The organism is Sphaerisporangium sp. NPDC005289 (assembly GCF_040607455.1).
Lineage (GTDB): Bacteria > Actinomycetota > Actinomycetes > Streptosporangiales > Streptosporangiaceae > Sphaerisporangium > Sphaerisporangium rhizosphaerae.
Genome location: NZ_JBEXGS010000006.1, coordinates 344,197 through 367,994 on the forward strand (window position 1 = coordinate 344,197; position 23,798 = coordinate 367,994).

The 23,798-nt window shown below is 73.1% G+C and carries 22 protein-coding genes; 10 read left to right on the forward strand and 12 right to left on the reverse strand.

Annotated elements, in window-relative coordinates; genetic code table 11:
• The coding region (locus ABZT47_RS13995) for a PD-(D/E)XK nuclease family protein (RefSeq protein ID WP_354840522.1) at positions 1-1,317 on the forward strand (1,317 nt) is incomplete at its 5' end.
• 42 nt (positions 1,318-1,359) lie between these two features.
• On the opposite strand, the gene ABZT47_RS14000 is transcribed toward ABZT47_RS13995, so the two are convergent.
• The 7 genes from ABZT47_RS14000 to ABZT47_RS14030 form a co-directional block, all read right to left on the reverse strand.
• Complete coding sequence (locus ABZT47_RS14000; RefSeq protein WP_354840525.1) at positions 1,360-1,749, reverse strand: hypothetical protein; 390 nt, start codon at positions 1,747-1,749, stop codon at positions 1,360-1,362.
• 376 nt (positions 1,750-2,125) lie between these two features.
• Positions 2,126-2,812: a hypothetical protein gene (locus tag ABZT47_RS14005; protein WP_354840528.1), complete on the reverse strand. Its 687-nt coding sequence runs from the start codon at positions 2,810-2,812 to the stop codon at positions 2,126-2,128.
• Positions 2,813-3,033: 221 nt separating this feature from the next.
• Positions 3,034-3,996, reverse strand: coding sequence for an alpha/beta fold hydrolase (locus tag ABZT47_RS14010; RefSeq protein WP_354840530.1), 963 nt, complete (start codon positions 3,994-3,996; stop codon positions 3,034-3,036).
• A gap of 118 nt (positions 3,997-4,114) precedes the next feature.
• Complete coding sequence (locus tag ABZT47_RS14015) at positions 4,115-5,269, reverse strand: alanine racemase (protein WP_354840532.1); 1,155 nt, start codon at positions 5,267-5,269, stop codon at positions 4,115-4,117.
• Positions 5,266-7,446 carry an IucA/IucC family protein gene (locus tag ABZT47_RS14020; RefSeq protein WP_354840535.1) on the reverse strand — a complete coding sequence of 727 codons (2,181 nt, stop codon included), beginning with the start codon at positions 7,444-7,446 and terminating at the stop codon, positions 5,266-5,268. The genes ABZT47_RS14015 and ABZT47_RS14020 overlap by 4 nt, the downstream gene beginning before the upstream one ends.
• Positions 7,443-9,458, reverse strand: coding sequence for an IucA/IucC family protein (locus ABZT47_RS14025; protein ID WP_354840538.1), 2,016 nt, complete (start codon positions 9,456-9,458; stop codon positions 7,443-7,445). The genes ABZT47_RS14020 and ABZT47_RS14025 overlap by 4 nt, the downstream gene beginning before the upstream one ends.
• Entirely contained in the window at positions 9,455-10,714 is a 1,260-nt protein-coding gene (locus ABZT47_RS14030) for a siderophore biosynthesis protein (protein WP_354840541.1), read from the reverse strand. Before ABZT47_RS14030 ends, ABZT47_RS14025 begins: the two co-directional genes overlap by 4 nt.
• A 197-nt stretch (positions 10,715-10,911) precedes the next feature.
• Here ABZT47_RS14030 and nudC point away from each other — a divergent pair, with 197 nt between their 5' ends.
• On the forward strand, positions 10,912-11,892 hold the full coding sequence (gene nudC, locus ABZT47_RS14035; protein WP_354840647.1) for an NAD(+) diphosphatase: 981 nt from the start codon (positions 10,912-10,914) through the stop codon (positions 11,890-11,892).
• Positions 11,893-12,171: 279 nt separating this feature from the next.
• On the opposite strand, the gene ABZT47_RS14040 is transcribed toward nudC, so the two are convergent.
• Together ABZT47_RS14040 and ABZT47_RS14045 are read right to left on the reverse strand one after the other, a co-directional pair.
• Complete coding sequence (locus ABZT47_RS14040; protein WP_354840544.1) at positions 12,172-12,417, reverse strand: mycoredoxin; 246 nt, start codon at positions 12,415-12,417, stop codon at positions 12,172-12,174.
• A 107-nt stretch (positions 12,418-12,524) separates the two neighbouring features.
• On the reverse strand, positions 12,525-13,526 hold the full coding sequence (locus ABZT47_RS14045) for an alpha/beta hydrolase (protein WP_354840546.1): 1,002 nt from the start codon (positions 13,524-13,526) through the stop codon (positions 12,525-12,527).
• Positions 13,527-13,738: 212 nt separating this feature from the next.
• Between ABZT47_RS14045 and ABZT47_RS14050 the strand changes: the two genes are divergently transcribed.
• The 6 genes from ABZT47_RS14050 (at position 13,739) to fxlM (ending at position 19,438) form a co-directional block, all read left to right on the forward strand.
• On the forward strand, positions 13,739-15,811 hold the full coding sequence (locus ABZT47_RS14050; RefSeq protein WP_354840549.1) for an ATP-dependent DNA helicase UvrD2: 2,073 nt from the start codon (positions 13,739-13,741) through the stop codon (positions 15,809-15,811).
• Positions 15,808-16,680 (forward strand): acyl-CoA thioesterase II, encoded by an 873-nt coding sequence (locus ABZT47_RS14055; protein WP_354840552.1) that lies wholly within the window; start codon positions 15,808-15,810, stop codon positions 16,678-16,680. Before ABZT47_RS14050 ends, ABZT47_RS14055 begins: the two co-directional genes overlap by 4 nt.
• A 111-nt stretch (positions 16,681-16,791) precedes the next feature.
• Positions 16,792-17,130 (forward strand): hypothetical protein, encoded by a 339-nt coding sequence (locus ABZT47_RS14060; protein ID WP_354840555.1) that lies wholly within the window; start codon positions 16,792-16,794, stop codon positions 17,128-17,130.
• A gap of 133 nt (positions 17,131-17,263) precedes the next feature.
• A complete protein-coding gene (locus tag ABZT47_RS14065) occupies positions 17,264-17,533 on the forward strand; it encodes a WhiB family transcriptional regulator (protein ID WP_354840558.1) in 270 nt (89 codons plus the stop codon).
• A 32-nt stretch (positions 17,534-17,565) separates the two neighbouring features.
• Positions 17,566-17,781 (forward strand): hypothetical protein, encoded by a 216-nt coding sequence (locus tag ABZT47_RS14070; protein WP_354840561.1) that lies wholly within the window; start codon positions 17,566-17,568, stop codon positions 17,779-17,781.
• A 403-nt stretch (positions 17,782-18,184) separates the two neighbouring features.
• The gene (gene fxlM / locus ABZT47_RS14075; protein ID WP_354840563.1) at positions 18,185-19,438 is read left to right on the forward strand and encodes a methyltransferase, FxLD system; all 1,254 of its coding nucleotides are present in this window, start codon (positions 18,185-18,187) and stop codon (positions 19,436-19,438) included.
• Positions 19,439-19,468: 30 nt separating this feature from the next.
• Here fxlM and ABZT47_RS14080 read toward each other — a convergent pair whose 3' ends face one another.
• The 3 genes from ABZT47_RS14080 to ABZT47_RS14090 form a co-directional block, all read right to left on the reverse strand.
• Positions 19,469-19,891 carry a DUF4260 family protein gene (locus ABZT47_RS14080; protein WP_354840565.1) on the reverse strand — a complete coding sequence of 141 codons (423 nt, stop codon included), beginning with the start codon at positions 19,889-19,891 and terminating at the stop codon, positions 19,469-19,471.
• Positions 19,892-19,954: 63 nt separating this feature from the next.
• Positions 19,955-21,277, reverse strand: a complete 1,323-nt coding sequence (locus tag ABZT47_RS14085) for an AarF/ABC1/UbiB kinase family protein (protein ID WP_354840568.1) — start codon at positions 21,275-21,277, stop codon at positions 19,955-19,957.
• Complete coding sequence (locus ABZT47_RS14090; RefSeq protein WP_354840571.1) at positions 21,274-22,422, reverse strand: ThiF family adenylyltransferase; 1,149 nt, start codon at positions 22,420-22,422, stop codon at positions 21,274-21,276. Before ABZT47_RS14090 ends, ABZT47_RS14085 begins: the two co-directional genes overlap by 4 nt.
• 209 nt (positions 22,423-22,631) lie before the next feature.
• Here ABZT47_RS14090 and ABZT47_RS14095 point away from each other — a divergent pair, with 209 nt between their 5' ends.
• Together ABZT47_RS14095 and ABZT47_RS14100 are read left to right on the forward strand one after the other, a co-directional pair.
• Entirely contained in the window at positions 22,632-23,147 is a 516-nt protein-coding gene (locus ABZT47_RS14095) for a M48 family metallopeptidase (protein ID WP_354840574.1), read from the forward strand.
• A gap of 52 nt (positions 23,148-23,199) precedes the next feature.
• Positions 23,200-23,790, forward strand: a complete 591-nt coding sequence (locus ABZT47_RS14100; protein WP_354840577.1) for a hypothetical protein — start codon at positions 23,200-23,202, stop codon at positions 23,788-23,790.
• The last annotated feature ends 8 nt before the right edge of the window (positions 23,791-23,798 follow it).

Here is a 23,798-nt window from a genome sequence, read left to right on the forward strand (position 1 = left end):
GCCTTCTCGGGGGCATCTCCGGATCGTCCGGTCTCGTCCGGCGTGGCCTCGGACCACCCCGTCATCTCGGGCGCGTCCCCTGATGACCCGGCCTTCTCCGGCGGGTCCGAGTCGCCGGGCGGGCCCGTCGTCGCCGCGGGGATGGGTGCTCCCGGCGGCCCTGCCTCGCCCCCGATGCTCCCGGCGGTCCCTGCGCTCCCGGCGGACGACTTCGCGTGGGAGGAGGTCCCCTGGGACGACGACGTCCCGGAGGACTTCCCCTGGGATGACCTGCCCCTCGACGACGCCGTCGCCGAGGATCTCCCGCCCCTGGAAGATCCCGCCGAGGACGACCTCTGGCCCGAGGTCCCCCCGCACACGACCTCCTGGGACGCCCCTCCGCCGCCGTCCCCGCGTCCTGGCGCCGTCCTGTCCGACGCGGCGTCCTCCGACGGCGCTCGCTCGGAGGAGACGTCCTCCGACGAAGTCCCCTCCGACACGGTCTTCTCCGACACGGTCTCCTCCGATACGGCCTCCTCCGACGGCGCCCGCTCGGACACGGCGCCTTCGGGGTCGGCGTCCTCCGACGCGGCGACCTCGCGGGCCGCGCCGGCGCCGTCGCTGGACGACCTTCCGCTGAAAGAGTGGGAACGCGAGCGCGTCCGGGCCTGGGCGCGCGACACCGAGCTGCTGCTCCGCGAGCGCGAGCAGAGCAGGCGGCGCGGCGGCGCGGTCGTGGAGCTGCCCGCGCATCTGACGGTTTCCTCGCTGGTCACCCTGGCGGCCGACCCCGCGGCGCTGGCCCGCCAGATCCGCCGCCCGCTGCCCCACAAGCCCGCGCCGCTCGCGCGCAGGGGCACCGCCTTCCACCGCTGGCTGGAGGGACGGTGGGGCCAGCAGCGGCTGATCGACGACTTCGAGCTGCCCGGCGCCTCCGACGAGCTGTCCGGCGCCGACGCCCAGCTCGCCGAGCTGCAGTCACGGTTCGAGGAGAGCCCGTGGGCGGCTCTGGAGCCGGTCGACCTGGAGGTCCCCTTCGAGACGATGATCGCCGACCGGCTGGTGCGCGGCCGCATGGACGCGGTCTTCGCCGACGGCGACGGGTACGTGGTCGTCGACTGGAAGACCGGCGAGCGTCCGCGCGGCGGCGCCGCCAGGGCCGCCTCGGTGCAGCTCGCCGCCTACCGCCTGGCCTGGTCGCACCTCGCCGGAGTTCCCCTGGGGAAGGTCGGCGCCGCCTTCCACTACGTCAGGGCCAACCAGACCGTCCGCCCGGTGGACCTGCTCGACTCCGCCGGCCTGGTCCGCCTCATCGAGTCGGTTCCCAAGGACGGGTGACGGCCGGGCCGCACCCGCCGCCGGTGTTCTCACCCGGTGTTCTCACTCGGGGCCGGAGCCGACCGGGGCGTCGAGCGAGAGCTCGTCGTTGGCCAGCAGCGAGAGCCAGCGCAGGGTCTCGCAGATCTGGCCGATGGGGAACTGGAACTCCGGGGCGTCTCCGGCTGGGCTGACCAAGAACGCGGTGCCCCACAGTCTCGTGCGCACCGTGACCTTCGCCCGTGTCTTCCCGTCCGGCCCGTAGACGGTCAGCTCGGGCGGACGGCAGGCGCGCTGCGCCGGGATCGCCTCGGTGCCGATGGCAAGGCGCATCCTCATGAAGACGCGGCAGCGGACGCCTTCGGCGAGCAGGTGGCGGCGCAAAACCGTGAGCAGGCCGGCGTCGTCGGCCGCGCGCTTCTCGGAAACGGTGTCATCGGCGCTCATCGTCATCGGCCCGATCTCGATCGGTGACAGGAGCCTTGACCGGTGCCGAATCCGCTGTTCTCTGCGGTGTCCCGCATCCGCTTTCATCGTCTATTTCGGAGTTATGTGCTTTCTCGGACATAGCCCCGCCCTCTCTGCGGCGAATCCCCCTGGTGCCCATCCCCACTTGGCGTTCGATCCTTACCCCGTGGAAGGGAATGTTCGCAACAAACGTTCGCCGCTTCCGCTGGAGAGCCGATCGGCCGCAATTGCGAGAAGGCGCCGAGGCTGCGGCAATTGCGGGAACGCCATGAAGGGAGGGCGAAATAGCTATGCCTAATCGCCGATTTCCTGGCAAGTCACGGAAATCGGAAAATCCGCTAACAAGGCGAGGGCGGAAGAGTCACGCGCGAGGGGCGCCGTACCAGCGCCAGGTGGCCGGACGCGGACGTCCGGGCAGCTCGCCGCGACCGGTCGCCCACAGCAGGGTGGGCCAGGGCTCGGTGTCGTCCGGAGCATCGGGGAACAGCCGGGCGAGGACGCGAACGCACAGGTCGGCGGGCGGCTCCCACGCGAGCCCGAGCCCGTCGATGACGTCGTGCACGTGGACCAGCGCCTCCACGACGCCCATCGCGGCGAACCCCTCGGGGTCGGACGCCCCGTACAAGTGGTACGTCCGGGTGTGCGGCGGCTTGGTGCGCACGATGGCGGCGAGCAGCGCCCCGGTCGCCTCCAGCATCCGCAACAGCCCGTCCGGCCCCGCCTCCGGGTCGGAGCGGAAGGCGCTGGCCGGGCCGCCGGGCCTGCGGCTCTCCCAGACGAGCGGCAGTTGCCGGTCCACGAACGGCGTCCGGGGGCCCTGCCGGATGGCGTAGGAGAAGAAGTCGTCGCTCAGATGCTGGATGGTCTCCCAGCGGTCCCACTCCAGCGAGCCGGCCCTTTGGTGCCAGGCGTCCTCCGGCACCCGCCCCAGGGTCTCCACGGCCATCAGGACGGTCCGGTCGAGATCGTCCGCCGTGACGGCCGACGAGGACGAGGCGGAAGGAGAGACCGGCTCCGGGGACACCTCTGCGTCCGATGATCGCGACATGCCCTCGACCGTATCGCCCGCGCCCGGGTATCCCGTCCGGCGCCCCCGCCCCGTGCCCGTGGCGCGGCACGCGCGGCCCGGCGCCCGTCGCGCGGGGCAGGTCTGCAGGCCCCGGCCGCGGGTCGCAGGTCCGTTCGCGATCAAGGAAGCCCTGTCCACGGGTGTGGGAAGCGGGCGGTGGGTCAGGACGCCGACAGCACCTGGTCCAGCCGGGCGGTGGGTCAGGACGCCGACAGCACCTGGTCCAGCCGGGTGGCGAAGGCCACGTGCTGGGAACCGAAGCCCCCGTGGTCGCCGGGGAAGGCGACCGGCTCGGTGCCGAGGATCTCGGCCAGCGCGATGGTGGCCCGGTACGGCGGCTCACCCTGCGACGCCTCGCCCACGGCCGGCACCACCCGCACCCCCGACGCGCGCAGCGCGGCGACGTCGACCGCGTAACGGGAGAACCCCGGCACCTCGTAGCCGATGAAGAACGCGAAGTTCCTCCCCATGCGCTCCATCATCTCGGCCATCCCGGCGTCCATCCCCCCTTCCGGGCCGTGCGTCGCCGCGGCGTCTCCCTCACCAGCGGCCTGGCCTCCGGACGCGCCTTCCGGCCCGTCCGCTCCTCCTCCGTCCCCCCTCTGGGCCCCGTTCGCCCCGTTCGCCCCGTCCGCCCCGTTCTCCTCGGACGGCTCGCCGCCGCCCATGCTCATCGCGGAGGAGAGCGCCTGACCCGCGGCCTCGACGCCCTCCTCGGTGAAGACCTTCTCGACCTGGTCGACGACGGCACGCCAGTGGTCGCGGTCGGGCAGCAGGTCGAAGACGGGCGGCTCGTGGGCGACCAGGGTGCGCACCAGCTCGGGATGGCGGGTGGCGAGCTCCAGCCCGATCTCGGCGCCGGAGCTGTTGCCGAAGACGTGAGCGGGCCGCTCCGCCGTGACGCCCACCGCCGTCAGCACGCGGCCGGCGTCGTCGCCGTGCACCTCGACGCTCTGGTGTTCCGGCGCCCCGTCGAGCGGGCTGCGCCCGTTGCCGCGCCGGTCGTAGGTGACCACGGTGTAGCGCTCGGCGAGCCGGCCCGCCAGGCCCGCGTACCCGGCCGCGTCGTACACCCCGCCGCAGATCAGCAGCAGCACCGGCCCTTCGCCCCGCACCTCGTAGTACAGCGTCGCCCCGGGCGCCTTGAGCGTGTTCGTCCTCACCGCGTCCACCGTCGTTCCTCCTAGAGGATCGTCGTCCCCGCCGATTCCGGCCTCTCACCAGGGAGTCGGAGCCGTCCCCGCCCTCTCGACGTCCCCCTCGGGGAAATTCTCCTCCGGTTCAGGTGAGGTAGTGGAAGCCGGGCTTGGGGTGCATGAGGAAGTCGTGGTGGGAGATGGTCCAGGCGTAGGCGCCGGCCAGGCCGAAGGCCACGATGTCCCCGACGTTGACCGTCATGGGGATCTGGCGGGCGAAGACGTCCTTGGGGGTGCAGAGCTGGCCGACCACGGTGACCGGCTCGGCGGTCGCGCCCGTGCCGGGGCGGCCGGTCGGCAGCACGGCCAGCGGCTGGTCGTGGCCCTTGGCCGCCGGGGTGCGCAGGTGGTGGGTGCCGCCGGTGACCACGGCGAAGACCTCGCCGTGGACGCGCTTCACGTCGATCACCCTGGTGAGGTACCAGCCGCAGTACGCCGTCAGCGCCCGGCCGGGCTCGACGCGCAACAGCTCGCCAGGCTCGCGCAGCTCCGCGAGCCCCCGTCCGTAGGTCTCCCAGTCGAACAGCTCGGACGGGTCGTGGTACGACACGGCCATGCCGCCGCCGAGGTTGACCTCCACGGCCGGCGCGTCCTGGCCGAGGTCCCGGCTCGTCGGGATGTGCCCTTCGCCGGACAGGTCGCGGGCGAAGCCCAGGACCGCCTTGGCCAGGTCGAGCAGGTCGGGCGCGCGCAGGCCGCTGGCCAGGTGGGCGTGCAGGCCGCGCGGCCGCACCCTGTTCTGCCGGCGCAGCAGCGAAAGGCACTCCCGCACCCCGCCGGGGTCCATGCCGAACGGCGTCGCGCCGCCGCCCATGGCCAGTGCGGCGCCCTGGACCGGCACGGCCAGGTTCACCCGCAGCAGCGCGTCGGCCGGGGCTCCGGTCTCGATGAGCCGGCGCAGCTCGCCGGGGCTCTCGACGTGCAGGCGGTGGACGTCCAGGGCCAGCTCGGCGTCGGTCTTGCCCGGGCCGCCGAACGCGAGGCGGGCCCGCGGCAGCACCGAGCGGACGTGCGCGACCTCGCCGCCGGAGGACACCTCGAAGCCGTCGGCGTACGGGGCCAGGGTGCGCAGCAGGGCGGGGTCGGGGTTGGCCTTGACGGCGTAGTACAGCTCGACGTCCCGCAGGGCCGCCCGGACGGCGGCGGCGTGCCGGTCGAGCGCGGGCAGGTCGTACACATAGGCGGGCAGGGCGTCGGCGAGGCGTTCGGCGCGTTCGCGCACCCGGTCGGGGATGTTCACGCCGGCACCCCCGCGAACGGGTTGGCCACGGGGACGTATCCCGCGTCGCGGTCGGCCGAGCGGGCCCACCGGGTGGTCAGGTTGGCCTTGGCGGGCAGCGGGGCTCCGGCCAGCAGGTCGCGCAGGGGGAGCGGGAGCCGGCCGCGGCCGGCGTGGCGGGCGACGCGCCCCCGGGCGTCCGCCCACAGCTCGTGGAGCAGGTCGTCGCGGGCGTGCGGCGCGGCCGTTCCCGCGACGGTGGCGGCGATCTCGGGGAGGTGGTTCACCATGATGCAGTAGACCACGCGGTTCCAGCCGCGCGCGGCGTCGTAGGTCGCGGCCCTGGTGACCGGATCCGGAAGCCCGGACAGGTCGTGGCGGCCTTCGACCAGCTTGGTGCCCTCCATGTCCCGAAATATCGCTTCAATCGGCATGCCGTCGGCGTCGATGCCGACCAGGACGTTCTGCAGGTGGGGCTCCAGCACCACGCCGTGCCCGAAATAGGCGTCCAGCACCGGCAGCGCCACGTGATCCACGTACGCGCCCCACCACCGCACCGGCTCGCGCCGCAGCGCGGTCACCACCGCCGCCGGCTCCGGCGCCTCGCCGTCCGGGACGGCGCCCAGGGCCGCCAGGGTCCCGGCGAGGATCGGAGTGACCCCGGGACCGGCGACCTCCCACGGGCTGGACCGGACGATGACGCCCAGCCCCTCCAGCAGGCGCGTCCGGAGCCGCGCCGAGCGGTACCCCGGTTCGGGCAGCCAGCGGGTGCCGGGCAGGCGCCGCGCCAGGTCGGCGAACACCGGCGTGAGCCGGGCGCTCACCTCGGCCGCCGAGGCCAGCTCGTACCAGGCGTTCTTGCGCACGCAGTTGGTGATGCGCACGTCGAGGCTGAACTTCAGGCACTTGCCGATCGCCGGCTCGTACACCGTGCGCACCGAGGAGGTCGGGACCGCGGGCAGCGCGGCGTCCCCGAGGTCCACCAGCCGCCCGTCCGCGAACGGGGCGGCCAGCTCGGCGGCGAGCAGCTCGAGCTGCCACGGGTGGGCGGGGAGCAGCGTGTACCCGGGCGGCGCCTCGCCGAGCCCGTCGAGGGCCCCGGAGTCGCCGCCGGTCGCCAGCACGTCGTCCCGCACGCCCAGCAGCCGCAGCGGGAACGCGGCGTGCGCCTCCGGCGCGTACCGGGCCCACCCCGCGCCGCCTCTGGACTTGGGGGAGGGGTGGAACGGGTGCCCGAGCACCAGCGCCTGCTCCGAGGCCAGCCACGGATCCTGGGGAGGCTTCGCGCCGGCCCGTTCGCGCAACATGACCGCGATGGCCGCACGGCTCGCGGCGACCTGCCCGGCGAACTCCTCGTTACGCCGGAGCGCGAGCCGACCGGCAACGGAGTCCTCCCGACCGGCCCCGAAGTCACCCGCCCCACCGTCCCCCGAAGCCGCGCCCACCTCGCCCTCGACCGCGCGGATCTCCTCCGCTTCGCCCCCGACCGACTGCACCTCACCCGGCCCGGTCCCACCTGGACGGGCCTCGACCGGCTGCACCTCATCCGGACGGACCTCACCCGGTTCCCCCCCGATCGGGTGGACCTCGCCCAGCTCAGCCTCACCCGGACGGGCATCGCCCGGTTCGCCCTCGACCGGGCGGATCTCCGTAGGTTCGGTCTCGACCGGCTGGACCTCGCCCGGCTCATTCTCACGTGGACGGGCCTCGCCTGGTTCGCCCTCGACCGGACGGATCTCCTCGGGTTCGGCATTGACGGCGCGGAGCTCGTCCCGTTCGGCGTCGACCGGAGGGATCTCGCCGAGTTCGGCCTCGACCAGGCGGACGAGGTGGTCGGCCGACAGCGGGCGCCAGGCGCCGTGCCACAGCCGTTCGGCGTCGCCGTCGAAGCGGAGTGCGATCCCTCCGGAGGCCGGCACGCGGATGAGGGTGCCCGCCAGACGCAGCAGCAGGTACGGCGCGGCGGCCCAGACCTGTCCGCGCGGTCCGGCGACCTCCCGCACGCAGCACCGCAGCAGCGCCGCCAGCGTCGCCCGCTCCGCGACGCCCCGCCACGCCGGCTCCGCGGCGACGCTCCGCCACACCACCTCGGCACCCTCGGCCTTCCCTGCGCCTTCCGCGTTCCCCGCGCCCTCCGCCTCCCCCGCGTTGCTTGTCCCCTCCCCGTAGTGGGCGGAGTCGCATACGACGCCGTTCAATGGTCGGCCTCTCTCCGGAGGTGGTGGCGCAGGTAGTTCGGCCCGCTGGCGCCGTAGTGCTTGTTGATGTCGGCCGAGACGATGCGCGACCGGGCCACCAGGGTTCCGGCGCTGACCATGGACTTGCCGACCAGGCGGGCGGCGTCCAGCGTGCGGGCGCGCAGCAGCCGCGCCACCGGGTCGCCGCCGTACTCGGCCAGCGCGCTCTCCAGCGCCGGCGCGACCAGCTCGCCGTGGCCCGCGCCGAACGCCACCGCGGCGGCGGCCAGGTGCAGAGTGATCGTGACGAACACGTCCGCGAGCGCGTGCGGGTCGCCGTTGAGCATGCGCGGGTCGGCGAACGCGGGGACCTCCAGCCCCGCCGCGAGCAGCCGTTCCGGGGAGGCGAGCAGCCCGTCGTCGTCCTTGACCAGCAACCGCATCGCCGCGCCGGGGCCCGCGTCCTCGTCGAAGACCAGGGCGAGGTTCTGCTGGTGCGCCTCCAGCGCGACGCCATAGGTGACGAACAAGCGGACATTCCAGGTGAACAGCACGCGCAGGTAGTCGGCCAGCAACGCGGCCACCTCGCCGCCCCGGTAACGGGCGGCCAGTTGGTCGATCACCCGGCCGCCGCCGGGGAACGGCGCGGTCAGGGCGGCGACCGGGACGATCTCGCCGGGGGGCAGCCTGCGCAGCATCCAGCCGAGGTGGTCGTGCCCCGCGTGCGCGTAGGTCTGCTCGTCGGCGACCAGCACGTCCAGGCCGTCCTCGCGGCGCAGGATCTCCCGCAGCAGCAGCTCCGCCCGCGCGCCGTCCTCCAGCGTGCCCGGTTTGATGGACCGCCGGTTGCGCGCGCCCAGCGTGCTCGTCGTCAGGGGCAGCTTGAGGTGCGTGCGCGGGTCCACCTCCACGGTGCGCATCGACAGCGTGGGACGCACCGCCAGGTACGGCTCGTCCAGGAGCAGCACACCGGGTATCGCGCGGACGGCGGTCACGGTCAGCGGGTGCACCGGGAAGCGCAGGTGCTCGGCGTCGTGCGCGGGCCACCACGCGGGAAGCGCGCCCATGGCCGCCGGCCTGGTCACCCGCTCGACCGGCACGACCGCCCAGCGCAGCGGGAAGGACGGCGCGAACTCGGGGGCGTAGGCGGCGACCTCGTCGTCGGCGAGGCCGAGGCGGGCGCGCGAGGTGGGGTAGACCGGATGGTCGGTGAACGCGGCGAGCGTCTCGTAGGCGACCGTCCGGCTCAAAGACGCCTCATCACCAGAGAAGCGGACGAAAGCGGGGAAAAAGGGACGGTGCTCGGACGACGCAACCCACTGCTGCGCGTCGGCCGGGGAAGCGGCACGCGGGTGGGGCGGCGCGTCGTCTTGCTGGGCGGTGGGCGGGGAAGCGGCGCCCCGATGGGGCGGTCGTGTGTCGTAGGCGGAGGCCGGCAGGACGGGGCGAAGGCGGGCCAGGATCTCGTCCCGGCGAGGGTCGTGCAGCTCGTACGCGCGCAGCGCCGCGCGGCACTCCTCGGCGAAGGCGGCCACGCCCTCCGCGTCCCCGGGGACGGCGCTCTGGACCAGCGCGTCGAGCACCTCGGCCAGGGTCAGCGACTGCCCGTGGGCGACCTTGAAGTCCTGGTACAGGTGGCCCGGTGTCAGGCGCACCCGCCGCCCGGAGGGCAGCACGAGCTGGACGCCGTCCTTGGTGCGGGTCATCCGGGAGGCCAGGCCGCCGTAGTCCTCGCGGACCAGCGCGTCCAGCACCCGGGCGGCCAGATACGGCTCGCGCGGTCCGCCGCCGCGCGGCCCCGCGTCCCGCACACGGCCGGGACCGTCCGCGCCATCCGGCGCACCCGCCCCGTCCTGGCCGCACTGGGCGTCCTGGCCGCACTGGGCGTCCTGGCCGCGCTGCGCGTCCTTGCCGCCATGGCCCACATGGCCGACATGGTCGCCATGGCCGTGTGGGGCGCGATGGTCACGGGAGGGCTCGCCGGCACGGAGGCCGGAGGAGGTCTCCTCGCGCTCGGCGGTGGCCCGGGTCACTCGACCACCCACGGGGCGCGGGCGCGGAAGGCCTCGATGGCACTGTCGACGGCCTGCCTGCCGGACCCGACAGCGCGGAGTATGCCGAGGTAGTCGCGGTTGGTGTGGGTCGGTTCCACGACGTCCCCGGGCGCGCGCAACGCGCGGTGGCGCAGGCGCACGCCGCCGATGGTCTCGGCCACGTCGCCCGGCCCCGCCTTGACGACCCCTGCCCGCTCCGCGACCAGGCTCAGCGCCGCGCCGTGACCGGAGACCGGCGGCGGGGCCTGTGCGGGCTCGCCGAGGTGCACCCGCAGGATGTGCTCGAACAGCGGCACCCCGAGCAGGTCGGCGAGCAGGAAGCCGCAGGTGTCGCCGATGAGCCGGTAGTTGACCTCCACGATCCGCGGACCGCGGGCGGTGATGACGTACTCGGTGTGGCAGGCGCCGAACCCGGCGCCGATCGCGGCGAGCGCCCGCACGACATGCTCGCGCGACCCCGCCTCGGCCCCGTCCGCGACGGACGGTCCCCGGGGCGGGTCAAGGGCGGTGGGGACGTGGTGGCCTGGGCCCGCGTCAGGGGCGTTCGGGACGGGCCGGCCGGGGAGCGCCCGCGGGTCCCAGTCGAGGCGCTCTTCCACGAAGTGCGGGAGGGGGCCGAGGGTGGTGTGGAAGCCGCCGAGGACGTGGAGCGCGCGACCGTCGCCGAGGGTCTCCAGGGTGTGCAGGGGACCCTCCAGGTACTCCTCGATCACGAGCGCGGCCCCCGGACGCCGCACGCGGACGCCCGCGACCGCCGCGGCCAGCTCCTCCGCGCCGGCGGCCAGCACGACGTCCTCGCTGGCGACCCCCTCGCGCGGCTTGACCACGACCGGGTACGCCGGCGGGTCCGGCACCGGCTCGCCGGGCCCCACCTGCGCGGACCACACCTGCTCCACTCCCGCGGCGGCGAGCCGGCGCCGCATGAGCGCCTTGTTCTTGGCGGTCAGGCAGGCGCGCCAGTCCTTGGCCGGCAGCCCGAAGTAGTCGGCGGCCAGCGCGGTCTCGGGCTGGATGTGGTCGGAGTCGGAGAAGATCGCGTCGGGCCGGCGGTGGCGGGCGATCGCGTCGATGACCGCGCGCGCGTCGCGCACGTCGGTGCGCAGGGTCTCCACCCCGGTGTACCGCTCGGGCCGGTCGGTGAGCAGCGTCACCTCACAGCCGAGCGCGCGGGCGGCCGGCAGGAATCCATCGGTGACCGAGTCGGTCGGGTTCAGCGCGGTGAGGTACAGCCGCACGCAGGACACCCCCGGAATCAGGTAAGGCTAACCTAACTTGACCGGGTGAATCCTAGCCGCACCGCGATATCACTCGCTGCTGGACATGCTAATCACGCTGAATGTCCGTGTTGTGGCCGCCCGCTGGGCATTTCGGTCGGCCATCTTCAGCGGCATAGGATGGACAACCTGCTGGGAGGGAGACGCACGTGGGAGAGATGTCGCAGGGCCAGCGGCTGCTCGGTCCCCTGCTTCTGGCGCGAGGAGGCGTCGACAGGTCCGCCCTGCACCGAAACGACGAGGCCTGGTTGAAGACCGCGTGGGCCGACCCCGCGACGCGCGTCCTGCTCATCAGCGACGGCAACACGCTGATCCGCCGCGACAACGGCACGGCGAACCTGGTGTTCGTGTCCCCGCACCAGGCGCCGCCCGGCGAGCGTTACCTGCTCGGCGTCGACCCCGGCGGCGTCGCCTACTTCGCCGTCGCGGTGAAGGGCGAGTTGCCGCTTCCCCCCTCCGCGCCGCTGCCCGAGGGCACCGAGGTCGCCGAGGCGATCCAGGACGTGCCCGACTGGGCCGACGTCGCCACCGAGGGGTTGCGCAAGGCGGGGGCCGCGCTCGGCGACCGCGACGCCGGCCTGCTGGTCAACGCCGTCGCGCTGGAGGCCTGGCACGCCACCCACGAGCACTGCCCGAGGTGCGGCGGCCGCACGAACATCATCAACGGCGGCCACATGCGGGTCTGCCCGAACGACGGCAGCCAGCACTTCCCCCGCGTCGACCCGGCGGTCATCATGCTCGTCCACGACGGCGACGACCGCTGCCTGCTGGCCCGCGGCCCGCAGTGGCCCGAGGGACGCTTCTCGGTGCTGGCCGGCTTCGTCGAGCCCGGCGAGTCGCTCGAGCAGGCCGTCGCGCGCGAGGTGTTCGAGGAGGTCGGCGTCACCGTCGCCGAGCCCCGTTATCTGGGCAGCCAGCCGTGGCCGTTCCCGCGCAGCCTCATGCTCGGCTTCTTCGCCAGGGCCACGACCACCGAGATCACCCGCGACCCTGAGGAGATCGCCGAGGCGCTCTGGCTCACGCGCGCCGAGCTGGGCGCGGCCGTGGAGAACGGCGACATCCGGCTGCCACCGGGGGTCTCCATCGCCCGCCGCCTCATCGAGACGTGGTACGGCTCCTACCTCCCGGGCGACTGGTAGCCGAGGAGGAGACGCCGGGTCGCGGCCGCCGGACGGGGGCGCCCGGCGGCGGAACATGGCGAACCGTCACCGGGACGGAGGCCCCGCAGCGAAACGGGCAACCCGCGATGAGATGGCAACCCGTCAGTGGGGAAGGGGGATCCGTAACGAGACGGGGTAACCCCGTCAGACCGGCAATCCGTCAGCGAGACAGGGCGACCGTCAGCGGGACGGGGGACTCGCGGCGGGACGCCGGCGAGCGGGCCGAGCCCGTCGCCGGCGGCCGCCGAGGGGGTCGCGTCAGGCCTTCGCCCGCGCGAGCAGCCCCTTGAGCTTGATGACCGAGGGGTTGGTCAGGGCGGTGCCGTCTTCGAGCACCACCGTGGGCACGACCTGGTTGCCGTTGTTGACGCTCTCCACGAACTTGGCCGCGTCTGGGTTGGCCTCGATGTCGATCTCCTGGAAGGAGATGCCCTCGCGCATGAGCTGGCCCTTGAGCCTCTTGCAGGGACCGCACCAGCTGGTGGTGTACACCTTGAGCGCCATAGCCTGATTTATCCCTTCATCGTCGGCATCACCTGGCAACACCGGCGCTCCCGCTGGTGTTCCCGGCATCCGACGCCCGCGTCAGTGCGAGCCGACCCGGCGCCGCGTCAGTGCGAGCCGACCCGGCGCAGCGAAGGCAGGTGTCCGGACGCGACCGACTTGGAGCCGCTCGCCGGCTTCGGCGCGGCGGGTGCGGCCAGCTTGCCGGCGACCCACTCGCGGACCCCCTCGGCGACGCCGGGCTCGCGGTAGAGCGGCGCGCTGTGGAAGTACCCCGGCACGACGCGGATGTTCATCGCCACGCCCACCTGGTTGAGCTGCTCCTTCAGCAGCTCGCTCTGGTAGGCGGGCACGAACTCGTCCGAGGAGTGCACCGTGAGGACGGGGGCGTCGTGCGCGCTGGCGTGCCAGGGCACCTCCATGCTGGACCAGACCCTCGCGCAGGCGCCGGTGGGACGGCAGCCGCCGGCCAGCGCGATGGCGCTCTGGCGGAGCTTGCGCTGGTCGAAGTCCGCGCCCTCGTCGCCGTCGGAGTAGGCGGTGAGCGGGGAGATCACCGGCGAGATGCCGACGACGCCGCGCAGCCCGGGCAGGCCGTCCTTGTAGGTGCCGACCGCGGTGGCGAGGTGGCCGCCCGCCGAGAACCCGACGACGACATAGCGGTCGGGGTCGAAGGAGAAGAAGTCGGCGTGCCGGCGGGCGGTGGCGATGGCGGCCAGCGTGTCGGTGCGCTGCGCCGGCCAGGCGGCCTCCTGCGACAGCCGGTAGTTGATGTTGAAGACGGTGTACCCCATCGCGGCGTACGAGCGGGTGACCTCGGTCATGTACTTCTTGTCGCCGCTGTTCCACCAGCCGCCGTGGATGACGAACACGCCCGGCCTGCGGCCGGCGTGCGGATCCCACCACACGTCCATGCGCTGGCGGGCCGACTGGCGGCCGTAGGCGTAGGTGCGCACGATGGTCGAGGCCAGCACGTCTTCACCGGGCGGTGCCTGGGTGGCGCTGGGGGAGGGTGTCGGCGTGGTGGTCGCGCCGGCGGGCGACGCGGCCGCCGGTGCGAGGAGTACGGTGGCCAGAGCGAGCGATCCCACCGTTACCGCGCTTCTCACTGGACGTCTTCCTTCCCCGAAACCATCGGCTCCCATTGTGGAGCAAACCTCGCACTCGCGCACGTACGAGAACCCCTGACGCGCACAGCCGAGAGCGTAGGGCACCAACCTGGGAGCGCTTTCAGGTTGTCCACATGCAGGCCGCGCGGGCGGCCGGCTGCTGGAAGGATGATGCCAGCACACCGTCCGCATCGCACGTTAGGAGGCCCAGTTTGGAGCGCGAAGACGCCCTCGCCGGGCTCGACCCGGAGCAGCGCGAGGTGGCCGAGGCGGTGCGGGGGCCGGTGTGCGTGCTCGCGGGCGCCGGCACGGGCAAGACCAGGGCGATCACCCACCGCATCGCCCACGCCGTCCGCTCCGGCGTCGTCGACGCACAGAGCGTGCTCGCTGTGACCTTCACCACGCGCGCCGCCGGCGAGCTCAAGCAGCGCCTGCGCGCACTCGGCGCGACCGGCGTCCAGGCGCGCACCTTCCACGCCGCCGCGCTGCGCCAGCTCACCTATTTCTGGCCACGCGTGATCGGCGGCGAGCCGCCGAGGGTCGTGGAGTCCAAGCTGCCCCTGTTGGTCGAGGCGTGCCGGGTGGCGCGGCGCACCCCCGACCGCGGCGAGCTGCGCGACGTCGCGGCCGAGATCGAGTGGGCCAAGGTCACCCAGGCGACCCCCGAGGAGTACGCCGCCCTCGCCGCCAAGGCCGGCCGCACGCCGCCGATCCCCGCCCAGGAGGTCGCCCATCTCTACGAGGCGTACGAGACGCTCCGGCGCCAGCGCCACCTGGTCGACTTCGAGACCATCCTCGAGCTCACCGCCGCGGTGATGACCGAGCACGAGGAGGTCGCCTCAGAGATCCGCCGTCAGTACCGCTACTTCGTGGTCGACGAGTACCAGGACGTCAACCCGCTGCAGAAGCTCCTGCTCGACACCTGGCTGGGCGGCCGCGACGACATCTGCGTGGTCGGCGACCCCAACCAGACCATCTACTCCTTCAGCGGCGCCACCCCGCGCTATCTGACCAACTTCGCCGTCGAGCACCCCTCCGCCACGGTGGTCAAGCTCGTGCGCGACTACCGCTCCACGCCGCAGGTCGTCGGGCTGGCCAACAGCCTGCTGGCCAAGGCGCGCACGCCCCACCGGCTCGAACTGGTCGCGCAGCGGCCCGACGGGCCGCGGCCGGTGTTCGCCCAGTGCGACGACGAGCCCGCCGAGGCCGCGGCGGTCGCCGCGCGGGTCAAAGAGCTCATCGCCCAGGGCGTGCCCACACGCGAGATCGCCGTGCTCTTCCGGGTCAACGCCCAGTCCGAGCTGTACGAGCAGGCGTTCACCGAGGCCGGCGTCCCCTATCTCCTGCGCGGCGCCGAGCGCTTCTTCGAGCGGCCCGAGGTCCGGCAGGCCGTCGTGCTGCTCCGGGGCGCCGCCCGCTCGGCCAACGACGAGCAGCCGCTCGCGCAGGCCGTCCACGACATCCTCGGCGGCATCGGGCTCACGGCCGAGGCCCCCGGCGGCGGCTCCGCCCGCGAGCGGTGGGAGTCGCTCAACGCGCTCGCCGAGCTGGCCGAGGACATGGCGGCCGAGGGCGGCGACCTCGCCCGGTTCGTCGCCGAGCTCGAGCGCCGCGCCACCGAGCAGCACGCCCCGCCGATCGAGGGGGTGACGCTCGCCTCCCTGCACGCCGCCAAGGGCCTCGAGTGGGACGCGGTCTTCCTGATCGGCCTCACCGACGGCATGCTGCCGATCGTCTACGCCGAGACCCCCGAGCAGATCGAGGAGGAGCGGCGCCTGCTCTACGTCGGCGTCACCCGCGCCCGGGCCCATCTGCACCTGTCCTGGGCGCTGGCGCGGTCGGCGGGCGGCCGCAAGGCGCGGCGCGCGTCCCGCTTCCTCGACGGCCTCACCGGCACGGCCGCCTCCGCCGCGCCCGGCCCGGCCCGGTCCGGCCCGCGTGAGCGCCGCGCCGCGCAGGCCCGCGTCGCCGTGCCCATCTCCTGCCGCGTCTGCGGCAAGACCCTCACCGTGGCCGCCGAGCAGAAGCTCGGCCGCTGCGCCACCTGTCCCGCCGACTATGACCAGGAGCTCCTCGAGCGGCTTAAGCTCTGGCGTACGAATGCGGCGAAAGAGGCCAAGGTGCCGACGTACGTCGTATTCACGGACGTTACGCTCCAGGCACTGGCCGAGCGGGTCCCCACCACCGAGGAGGACCTGCTCTCGATCGCCGGCATCGGGCGCGTCAAGCTCGAGCGTTACGGCCAGGCCGTCCTGGACATCTGCCGCGGAGGGGAAGTGACGTGAACGAGGCGCTCAAGGAGGTCCTCGACCTGCTCGACCTGGAGCAGATCGAGCAGGACATCTTCCGGGGCAGGAGCCCGGAAGAGCGCATCCAGCGCGTCTTCGGCGGGCAGGTGGCGGCGCAGGCGCTGGTCGCGGCCGGCCGCACCGTGCCGGGCGACCGCACCGTGCACTCCCTGCACGCCTACTTCATCCGGCCCGGCGACCCGGCGGTCCCGATCGTCTTCAACGTCGAGCGGGTGCGCGACGGCCGCTCGTTCACCACCAGGCGGGTCGTCGCCATCCAGCACGGCAAGGCCATCTTCACCATGTCGGCGTCCTTCCACGTCCTGGAGGAGGGCATCGGCCACCAGGCGGCGTCCATGCCGTCGGTGCCCGACCCCGAGACGCTGCCGCTGTTCCAAGACCGCATGCTCGACCTCGTCGGCGACACCGAGCCGTGGCGCAGTTGGCTGGCCAAGCCGCGCCCGGTCGACGCCCGCTACGTCACGCCGCTCACCTGGGAGGCCTACCGCGACCCCTCCCTGCGCGGCTCCGAGACGCAGGTGTGGTTCCGGTACGACGCCGACCTGCCGGACGACCCGCTCCTGCACGTCGTGCTGGCCGCCTACGCCTCCGACTACACGCTGGTCGACACCGTGCTGCTCACTCACGGTCTCGCCTGGGGCGCCTCCAACCTCACCGGTGCGTCCCTCGACCACGCCATGTGGTTCCACCGGCCGCTCAAGGTCGACGACTGGGTGCTCTACGCCCAGGAGTCGCCGTGGTCGGGCAACGCCCGCGGCCTCGCCCAGGGGCAGATGTTCACCGCCTCCGGAGACCTCGCCGTGTCGGTCGTCCAAGAGTGCATGATCCGTGTAGCAAATCCGTGAAATAGCAGGTAGAAAATAAGTTGCCGGGCCCCCGGGTCCGCGTTTAGAGTCATGCACAAGCCGGTCGGACGATCCCCGTCCAACCCCGCAATCACCTGGGAGGTGAGCCCCGTGAAGCAGATTCTCATTCCGACTTGCGCCACGCCGTGGCTCGCTTCCCCGCGTGGCAGTGGCATGCGCGGTGCCGCCCCGGTCATGGGCGCCGCCCGCTTCACCGCCCCCGTCGCCATGCCGGCCGCCGTTCTCACGGTCGCAGGCCCGGCGAAACTCCGACAGGAGAAGACCGCCCGCATCCTGGCCGATGCGGCCGGCTTCGCCTATGGCACCACCGTCGTGATCGCCGAGCACGCGGCCGCCCTCGGGCGTCCGTTCGGCGACGAGCAGACCAGCAGCACCGCCAATGGTGGGGTGCAGGGTCCGCCACCCTGGAGGCACCCGGTCATAACCTGACCGGGAACAAAAAGCGCCTCCAGGCCGCGGATCCGTACCCAGGATCCGCGGCCTTCTTGTTTTCCAAGCCGCCAGATCCGACACCCAAAGAGGTAAACGACCAGATCAACCAGCAAACAGAGAGGTGACGCAGATGGCGGTTTGGACGACCATGGACCTGGTCGACGAAGCCGATATCCCGTGTCGTACCGACCCCGACCTGTGGTTCGCCGAGTCCCCTGAGGACGTCGAGTTCGCCAAGGCCCTCTGCGGAGGGTGCCCGATCCAGAAGGCCTGCCTCGCCCGCGCGCTGGAGCGCGAGGAGCCGTGGGGCGTCTGGGGCGGAGAACTCGTCCTTCGCGGAGCCGTCGTTCCGAGGAAGAGGCCGCGGGGCCGTCCCCGCAAGACCCCGGTCGCAGCCTGACCCACCAGCACAGTTCTTCCACACCAGACTTCATGACCCGAAAGGCCACCACGATGAGCTTCCTGCCTACCTGGAGCAGCGAGATCCCGTATATCCGCCAGGAACTGGTACGGGACCGAATACAGGCCCTGCACAACGAGGCCGAGCAGCAACGTCTCGTCCTTCGCCTCCAGCGCATCCGCCGAGCCCGCAAGCAGGCCGAACGCGCCTCCCTGCGGCTCAGGAACGCCTTGACCCGCATGGCCTAGCGCGGTGACCACACATGTTCACCGGGCGCGGCTCCTCACTCCGTCGTCACCGGGCCGGCGCGCCGTGATACGGCGACGCCGGCCACGACGCCCGACCTGGTGAACTTCATCACCGGCACAATCCTCGGGCGGCCGCTCCTCTCTCACCGGGCGGCCGCCCCTTCCCGGGGTGGGCTCTCACCTCCCACCCCGCCCGGCCACCCGCCTCCCGCCGAGTGGCCGCGTCACCCGACCGGGTGACCCAGGGGCGGACCGGCCCGCACGGCCAGGTCCGCCCCTTTCGGTGTTCTCCGGATGACGGCCGGGTCCGCCCCTTTCGGTGTTCTCCGGATGACGGCCAGGTTCGCTCCGTTCGCCGTTCGCGGGGATGATGGGTACGCCCGCGAGCGGAGGGAAGAACGCCATGGTCCGCCAGGAAGGTCCCGCCACGGACGGCGCCGACCTCGCCGACCTCGCCGGGCTGCGGCGTAGGCTCGTCGAGCGGGTGCGCGAGCGCGGCGGGGCGCTCAGCGAGCCGGTGGCGGCCGCGCTGCGGTCGGTGCCGCGGCACCTGTTCGTGCCGGGCACGCCGCCGGAGGCCGCCTACCGCGACCTGCCCATCGTCACCAAGCGGGACGCCGACGGCCGGCCGATCAGCTCCTCCTCCCAGCCGACCATCATGGCGATCATGCTGGACCAGCTCGGGGTCGAGCCCGGCCACCGGGTGCTGGAGATCGGCGCGGGCACCGGGTACAACGCGGGGCTCATCGCCCACCTCGCCGGCCCCGGCGGTGAGGTGGTGAGCGTGGACATCGACCGGGACGTCGCCGACGCCGCGCGATCACACCTGACGGCGGCCGGCCACCCAGGCGTGCGCGTGGTGTGCGGGGACGGAGCGCGGGGGTTCGCCGCGCGAGCTCCCTACGACCGGGTCATCGCCACGGTGGGGGTGTGGGACCTCGAACCCGCGTGGCTGGACCAGATCGCTTCCGGCGGGCGCGTCGTCGTCCCGCTCGACCTGCGCGGGGTCCAGTGCTCGGTGGCCCTGGAGCGTGCGGAGGGCCACTGGACCAGCCGCTCGATCCAGCCCTGCGGCTTCATGCGCATGCGCGGCCCGGCCGCCGGTCCCGAGCGGACGTACGTGCTGGACCGGGACGCCCAGCTCATCCTGGAGTCGCCGGCCGGAGGCGACCTCGACGCCGCCGCGACCCGGGCCCTGCTGGCCGGTCCCGCCGCCGGACGCGAGACCGGTGTGACGGCGGGCACGGCGGAGGTCTGCGCCGGGTTCAACCTGTGGCTGGCGGTACACCAGCCGCACTGGTTCTCGCTGGCCGAGAGCGGCGCCTCCGGCCTGCTCGAACGGGCGCCGCTGGCGATGGAGGGGTACACGCTGACCTACGGCGTCCTCGCCGACGACGGCCTCGCGATACTGCGGCGCGGCGAGGGAGCCGACTCCTGCTTCGCCCTGGTCGTCGACGGCTACGGGCCCGGCGGCGCCGAGCCGGCCGAACGCCTCGCCGCGCACGTCCGCGAGTGGGACGCCGCGGGACGTCCCACGACCGGCGACCTCCGCCTGGACGTCCACCCGAGGGACACCCCGGACGCCGCCCTGGACGGCCGGACGGTCATCGACAAGACCCATACCCGTCTCGCCCTCTCGTGGCCGAACCGGCTGTGATGGGTGGGCTCGGCGGGTGAGGTCGGGTGGTCAGGACGCCGTTGGTGGGGTGCCGGCATCGGACGAACGGGACGAGCCATCGGTGAGGGGGAATCCGCGACCGAAGGCTCGCTCGACGGCGATGCGGGTAAGCCACCCGAGGGCCGCGGTGAACAACGGCGGCCACGCGACCGGCCCGAGGGAGTAGGCGATCAGCACCACGAGCGGGATCCACACGCGGTGCACGGCCTGGTAGAGCATGCCGGGCGGACGAACCCCCGCGAGCCGCGCCAGGTCGCACAGCGCGAAGAACAACAGCGCTGCCGCGGTGGTGGGCAGGCCGTACTTGACGCTCTCGAAGACCGCGAACGCCGCCAGGAACAGCGCGAGCGCCCCCCATCCGATCTTCCGCGGCCGGCCGCCGACCGGCGGGCCGGATCGCGACGCGTCATCGGGTGTGCGTTCGGTCGTCACACGTACAGCGTAGGAGGAGGGATCGGACAGCGCGCCGCCGCGTGAACCTGGATCGGCACGGACCTAGGCGGAGGCGGGAGGGCCGTCGGCGAAGCCGGGGACCCAGCGGACGACCTCGTCGCGGAAGCGGGCCGTGGCGCCGAGCTGGCACAGCACTCCGATGCCGGCCGCGTGCACCCGGTTGATCAGGACGTAGGAGGGAGGCAGGTTGAGCTGGCGCACGACGTTGTTCGGCCGCAGGTCGGTGACCGTCGCGACCTGCCGCTGCAGCCACTCGCGGCTGAAGGTGAACTCCTCCACCCGGGTCGGCTCGACGTAGGGGGCGAGGAAGGCCCGCAGCGCCTCGACGTCGACCTCGATGTGGGGGCGGATGAACCCCTCGTCGCGCAGCCCCTGGACGACGGCGCGCATGTCGCCCTGGTTGAAGATGCGGGTGAGCGTGCCGAAGACCTCCGGATAGCCGTCGGGCATGCGGTTGACCGCTCCGAAGTCGAGCACGCCCAGCCGGCCGTCCGGCAGGACGCGGAAGTTGCCCGGGTGCGGGTCGGCGTGCAGCATGCCCGCGCGGGCGGGGGAGCTGAACAGGAACCGCACGAACAGCAGCCCGGCGCGGTCGCGCTGCTCCTTGGTGCCATCGGTGATGATCTTCGACAGCGGGGTGCCGTCCAGCCACTCGGTGACGATGATCTGCTCGTTCGCGGCGATGACATCCGGCACGAAGAAATCGGGGTCGCCGTGGTAGGCGGTGGCGAAGCCGTGCTGGGCCTCCGCCTCGCGCAGGTAGTCGAGCTCCTCGGTCACCCGCTCTCTCAGCTCGCCGAGCACGGCCTTGATGTCCAGCCCCGGAAGCAGAACCCCGAACAGCTTGCCCAACCGGGCGAGCTGGTTGAAGTCGGACAGCAGGGCCTTGCCCGCGCCCGGATACTGGATCTTGACGGCGACCTCGCGCCCGTCCTCCCAGACGGCCTTGTGCACCTGGCCGATGGAGGCGGCGGCCGTGGGAGCGTCATCGAAGCTCTGGAAGTGCCGGCGCCAGTCGTCGCCGAGCTGTTCGGCGAGGACGGCGTGCACCGTCGCGGCCGGCAGGGGCGGCGCGGCGTCCTGCAGCTTGGTGAGCGTGGCACGGTAGGGCCCGGCGATCTCGGGCGGCAGCGCCGCCTCGAAGATCGAAAGGGCCTGGCCGAGCTTCATGGCCCCGCCCTTGAGCTCGCCGAGGACGCGGAAGATCTGCTCGGAGGTGCGTTGCTGGATCTCCTGCGCCACGATCTCGGCGGACTTCCCACCGATGCGCTTGCCCAGGCCGAGGGCGGTGCGGCCGGCGAACCCCAAGGGGAGCGTCGCCAGCTTGGCCGAACGCGTCACTGCGTGTTGGGGGAAGTCGCTCACGCGACCATTGTTAGCGGACCGAAGTGCTTTCGACTACAACGACATTGCGGATGAGCCTCCCACGACCGTTTTTTCCAACCCCAATCAGGCATTACGTCGACTGTGCAGTTCGTCACAGTGGGCTCCGCGCCGTCGACACAACTCAGTGTGTGACCGGCCGCATGCGCCGCGACCAGCGTTGACAGCACCGTGTCGCAGGCGATCTCACCGGCCGGGAACCCGCCCAGCCGGGCGCCGATCATGGGCCACGACGGGTCGCGGTCGCGGCGGATCAGCTCCAGGCAGCGCAGGCACGAGGTGACTCCGGGGATCACCAGCGGGCCGACCGAACCGACGCCCTCCGCTGCGCCGGCCAGCAGGTGCGGGATGCCCAGCGCGACCAGCTCGTGCGCTATGAGGCCGTCCAGCGGGCCCACCGGCGCCAGGACGACCAGGTCGGGACGGCTGGCGCCGTCGGCGAGCTGGGAGGCGGTGCCGCCGGTCCAGGCGTTGACGCCCGGCGCCACCCGGCGCGCTGCGGCCACCGCGCCGTCCTCCCTGCGGTGGCCGGCGTCGGCGAACGACAGCCCGCCGGGGACGACGTCCTCGTGCCGGGCCGTGCCCGGATCGACCACGCACAGGTGCCCGACGCCCGAGGCGGCCAGCAGCACGGCGATCTGGGCGCCGACCCGCCCGGCGCCGTACACGCGGACGTGCGCCGCGCGGCGGCGTCCGAACGCCGACAGCCCGCCGTCGCCCGCGTCGGCGGGTGACAGCGACAGCGCGTCGAGGTCGGGCCCGAGCCGCGCGCGCTCGTCGGAGGTCAGGTCGCGCAGCGGCGCGGGCCGCGTGGCGGCGTCGTCCAGCACGCCGTGCTCGGACAGCAGGGCCACGACCCGCCGGACGGTGGCCTCGTCGAGGTCGCCGCGGGCGATCAGCTCCTCCAGCGTGCGCGTGCCGTCGAGGCCCTCGACGAAGCGGCGCACGCGCGGCTCCAGATCGGTGAGCACCACCGCGCGCGACGGGTGGACGCCCAGTTGGAGGGTGCGGTCGTCACGGTGGAGACGGCGCAGTGCGGGCTTGAGCCGAGGCCGGGCGGGTGGCGCGGGCGGCCGCCGGCGGGACGGGGGAGGGGGAGCGGCGGGGAACCGCGGAGAGGAGGTCACGATCGCGCAGCCTGCCACGGACACCGCCCCGCCCGGCGGCCGTTGTCCCCACCTGTGGATAAGTTCGGCGCGGATTCACGGCGGTCGGTGGCGGCATGTGGGACACATGAGGGCGCTGAGTTGACTGAACATCAGGCGAACGTTGATTGACCAGGGAAAACGTTGTTCACCCCCTGTGGAAATACGGCACTGTCGGCTACCGTTCATATGTGCCCCCCGAGACAGTCGAGGTCCGCCGGAGTGCACGCCGCCGGCGGACCGTATCCGCATATCGCGATGGAGACAAGACCATCGTGTTGCTGCCTGCCGGTCTGAGCCGCACCGACGAGGAACAATGGGTCCGGCGCATGCTCGATCGCCTCGCCGCCAAAGAGCAGCGCAGGCGCCCGAGCGACGATGACCTGCTCGAACGGGCCCGCGATCTCGCCGTGCGCTACCTGGACGGCAAGGCGGTGCCCTCGAGCGTGCGGTGGGCGGAGAACCAGCGGCACCGCTGGGGGTCGTGCACCCCCGACCACGGCACCATCCGGCTGTCGACGCGCCTGCGCGGCATGCCCGCCTGGGTCGTCGACTACGTCATCATGCACGAGCTGGTCCACCTGCTGGTGCCCAGCCACGGTCCCCGGTTCTGGGCCCTCGTTGAGCGCTATCCCAGGGCCGAACGGGCACGCGGGTTCCTGGAGGGGTACTCCATGGCGGCGAACGGTACGGTCGAGGAATGCTGAACCCGCGCGACGGCCGTCTCGCCACAGGGGTGGCGGCCACCGCTGGAGCCCGATGAGGCAGGCCGCGGTCCTGGTCACTCCGGCCATGGGCAAGGGCGCCCCGCCCGGCGTGGACTCCGGAGAGTTCCTGCTGGCACTGGCCGAGGACACCTACGAGATCGTCGCCGGGCTTGACCTGGTCGAGCCCGTCATCCTGGCCGCCGGCGTCGACGGGCTCGAGGACCTCGCCTGGCCCGGCACGCGGGTGATCGCGCTGCCCGACTCCGGCGGCGTCGCCGAGGCGTTCGCCGCGCTCGCGCCGTACGGCGAGGACGCCGTCGTGATCAGCGGCGACGCCCCCGACCTGCCCCCGCTGCTGATCGGCAAGCTGTTCCGCGAACTCGGCCGCGCACCCATCGCGGTCTGCCCGGCCGAGGGCGGCGGGGCCGTGGCGATGGCGGCCCGGCTGCCGTTCCCCGACTGGGCGAAGGCCGGGCTGGAAGAGGACGACGTGGTCGCGCGGCTGCGCGCGCAGGCGCCCGGCAGGCGGATGGTCGCCACCGGCCCCGGCTGGCACCGGCTGCGCGTCCCCGCGGACGTCGCCCGGCTGGACCCGGGCCTGGAAGGCTGGGACAACACCCGGGCCCTGCTCACCGGCCGATGACGCCCCGC